At 78.7% G+C, this 2,563-nt stretch carries 4 protein-coding genes; 3 read left to right on the forward strand and 1 reads right to left on the reverse strand.

Going from position 1 to position 2,563, the window contains the following annotated elements:
- The 3 genes from WCS02_RS19585 to WCS02_RS19595 all read left to right on the forward strand — a co-directional run.
- Positions 1-455, forward strand: a 455-nt coding sequence (locus WCS02_RS19585) for a zinc-binding dehydrogenase (RefSeq protein ID WP_340295957.1), incomplete at its 5' end; no start/stop codon positions are given.
- 103 nt (positions 456-558) lie between these two features.
- Positions 559-915 (forward strand): VOC family protein, encoded by a 357-nt coding sequence (locus WCS02_RS21210; RefSeq protein ID WP_376983834.1) that lies wholly within the window; start codon positions 559-561, stop codon positions 913-915.
- A 174-nt stretch (positions 916-1,089) separates the two neighbouring features.
- A complete protein-coding gene (locus tag WCS02_RS19595) occupies positions 1,090-1,539 on the forward strand; it encodes a hypothetical protein (RefSeq protein WP_340295959.1) in 450 nt (149 codons plus the stop codon).
- A 52-nt stretch (positions 1,540-1,591) separates the two neighbouring features.
- Here WCS02_RS19595 and WCS02_RS19600 read toward each other — a convergent pair whose 3' ends face one another.
- Complete coding sequence (locus WCS02_RS19600; protein WP_340295960.1) at positions 1,592-2,401, reverse strand: Gmad2 immunoglobulin-like domain-containing protein; 810 nt, start codon at positions 2,399-2,401, stop codon at positions 1,592-1,594.
- Positions 2,402-2,563: the final 162 nt, after the last annotated feature.

Below are 2,563 nucleotides of genomic sequence, written 5' to 3' on the forward strand. Positions count from 1 at the left end.
ACGCGGCCCGCCGACGGGCGCTCGACCTGGGGGCCGTCGCCGCGGTGGACCCCGGCGGCGACGGCTGGCAGGCCGTGGGGGAGCGGGTCCGCGACGCCAGCGACGGCGGCACCCACGTCTCGCTCGACGCCCTCGGCAGCGAGGCCGTCGTCGCGGCCTCCCTCGCCGGGCTGCGGCCGCGGGGGCGGCACGTCCAGGTCGGGCTCCTGCCCCCGGTCCTCGGGCTGCCCCGGGTGCCCCTGCACCTCGTCGTCGCCGGCGAGCTGGAGGTGCTCGGCAGCCACGGCATGGCCGCGCACGCCTACCCGGCGCTGCTCGCCCTCGTCGCCTCCGGCCGGCTGCGGCCCGGGGGGCTCAGCACGCGCACGCTCGCTCTGGCGGAGGCGGGCGCGGCGCTGGCCGCCATGGCCGGCCCGGCCCCCGCGGGGGTCTCGCTCGTGGAGCCGGGACGCTGAGGGTGGACGTGCGCTGGAGCTGGCTGTTCCTCGACCTGCCCGCCGAGGGGGCGGAGGCCCGCGTCGAGTTCTGGCGCCGGGTGACGGGCAGCGGCCTGTCGCCGTGGCGCGGCCCGCACGCGGAGTTCGCGACCCTGCTGCCCGGCAGCGGCGACCCCTGGCTCAAGGTCCAGCGGGTCGGCAGCGGCGTCCACCTCGGCTCGTCGCCCCGCCCCGGCTGCCGCCGCGGGTGCTGCTCCAGCGCCTCGACGCGGTGGACGGGCCGGTCCGGGCGCACCCCGACCTGTCGAGCCTGGACCGGGAGGCCGAAGTCGCCCGCCACGTCGCGCTCGGGGCCCGGCGGGGCGCCGACGGACGCGGCTGGACCGTGATGACCGACCCCGGGGGCCTCGTCTACTGCGTGACCGACCGGCGCCCCGGCGTCGAGCCGACCGCGGGGACCGGGGCCCCGTCGTCCTGACGGGGCACGGCGCGACCGGATGGTCACGCTGCGTGTGACGCTCGTCGCTGCACGCCCCCGTCTGCCCGGCAGCGGGGCGACAGTTCTCCCAAACGCGTTGACAGGCCGCGAGCACGGGCGAACCCTCGGTCAGGTGGTCACACGTCGTGACCCGGACCGGGATCGGGGCGCATCATGCAGCACACTCGTCGTCGTCGGGCAGCCGCCGTCCTCACGGCAGCGGCAGCCGTCAGCCTGCTCGCCGCAGCGCCGGCCGACGCCGCCCGCAGCGGGGGCCCGTCCATGGTCGTCCACGCGCGCGCCGCGGCGATGACCACCTTCGACGGCAGCGCCGCAGGGACCGGTCCGTCGTTCCCCGCCACCGCCGTCTCCGCCCGCCTGCGCGACTGCCCGGCGGGTGCCTCCATGCTGTACGCCGAGCTCGAGCAGGACGGCGTGCCGATGGGCTGGGCGACGAGCGCCCGCGGCGCCGGCGAGATCACGTGCGCCGGTGGCGAGGACATGACCGTCCGCATGGGCTTCTACGGCTCGTCCCTGCACCCGGGCAAGGCGACCGCGACGTTCGGCCTGGTCCAGGGCGACGTGCTCTTCACCGTGACCCGGACGGTCCGCATCCCCCGCTGAGCGCCGCTCCGCAGGGCCCGCGGCTGCACGGCTCCGGTGGCGCGGCGGCGGTTCACGGCACGACCGTGAACGTCGTCGAGTCCTCCCAGAGCCACGGCCCGGGGCCCTCGGCCTCGCCCGCCATGTTCTCGGCGCGCAGGACGACCGTCCACGTGCCGGGCGGCAGCTCCACCGGGACGGTCCACGGGCCGTAGTCCCCGTTGCTGCCGGACTGCGTCGCGCCCTCGGCGACGGCCGTCCCGTCGGCGTCCTGCACCACCCAGCTCACCGACCCCTCGAACGCGGTCGCCGTGCCCGACAGGGTGACCGTGCCGGCCGGGACGCGCTGGCCCTCGTACGGGTCCAGCACCCAGCCGCCGGCGAGGTCCTCCGTGGACGGCGACAGCGGCGCGTCGAGGACGACCGCCCCCCACACCTCGGCGCCGGCCGCGCCGTCCACGAGCACGGTCACCGGCGCGGTGCCGCCGTTGGAGACGACGGTCCGCACCAGCGACTGCACGGCGGCGGCCGCCGCCTCGCTGCCGAGGCCGCCGGCGAACGCACCCGAGGGCAGGTCGACGGTGGTGCCGGCCCCCGAGGTCTCGACGGACACGTCCTCCTCCGCCGCGGGGGCCCCGGCGGCGACCCACAGGTTCACCTGGTCCGGGTCGGGGGCCGGGTCCCGCAGCAGGGCGAGCACCGCGGCCCGCACCACGACGTCCGGCTGGGACGGATCGCCCGGGCAGCCGGCCGGGACCCGGGCCCGGTCGGGGGCCACGCGCAGCACGACGCCGTCCGTGAGCTGCTGCTCGACCGACGACCACAGCAGGACCGGCACCTCGGTCGGGGTGCAGGCGGGGCCGCCCGAGGGTGCGGCCGTCACGGACGGGGCGTCCGAGGGGGGAGGGGGCGCCGCAGACGGGGCGGCGGACGGCGTGGCCGGCTCGCTCGGTGCGGTGCTCGTCGACGGCTCGCCGGGCCCGGCGGAGGGGGCCGCGCTGGGGCTCGGCGCGGCCACGGGCGGCGGGGTCGGGTCCGGCTGCAG

The organism is Aquipuribacter hungaricus (assembly GCF_037860755.1).
Lineage (GTDB): Bacteria > Actinomycetota > Actinomycetes > Actinomycetales > JBBAYJ01 > Aquipuribacter > Aquipuribacter hungaricus.

What these genes read in the sequence shown, in the direction of transcription:
- WCS02_RS19595 (WP_340295959.1), top strand. Translation starts at nt 1,090, where the DNA reads ATGCAGCACACTCGTCGTCGTCGGGCAGCCGCCGTCCTCACGGCAGCG.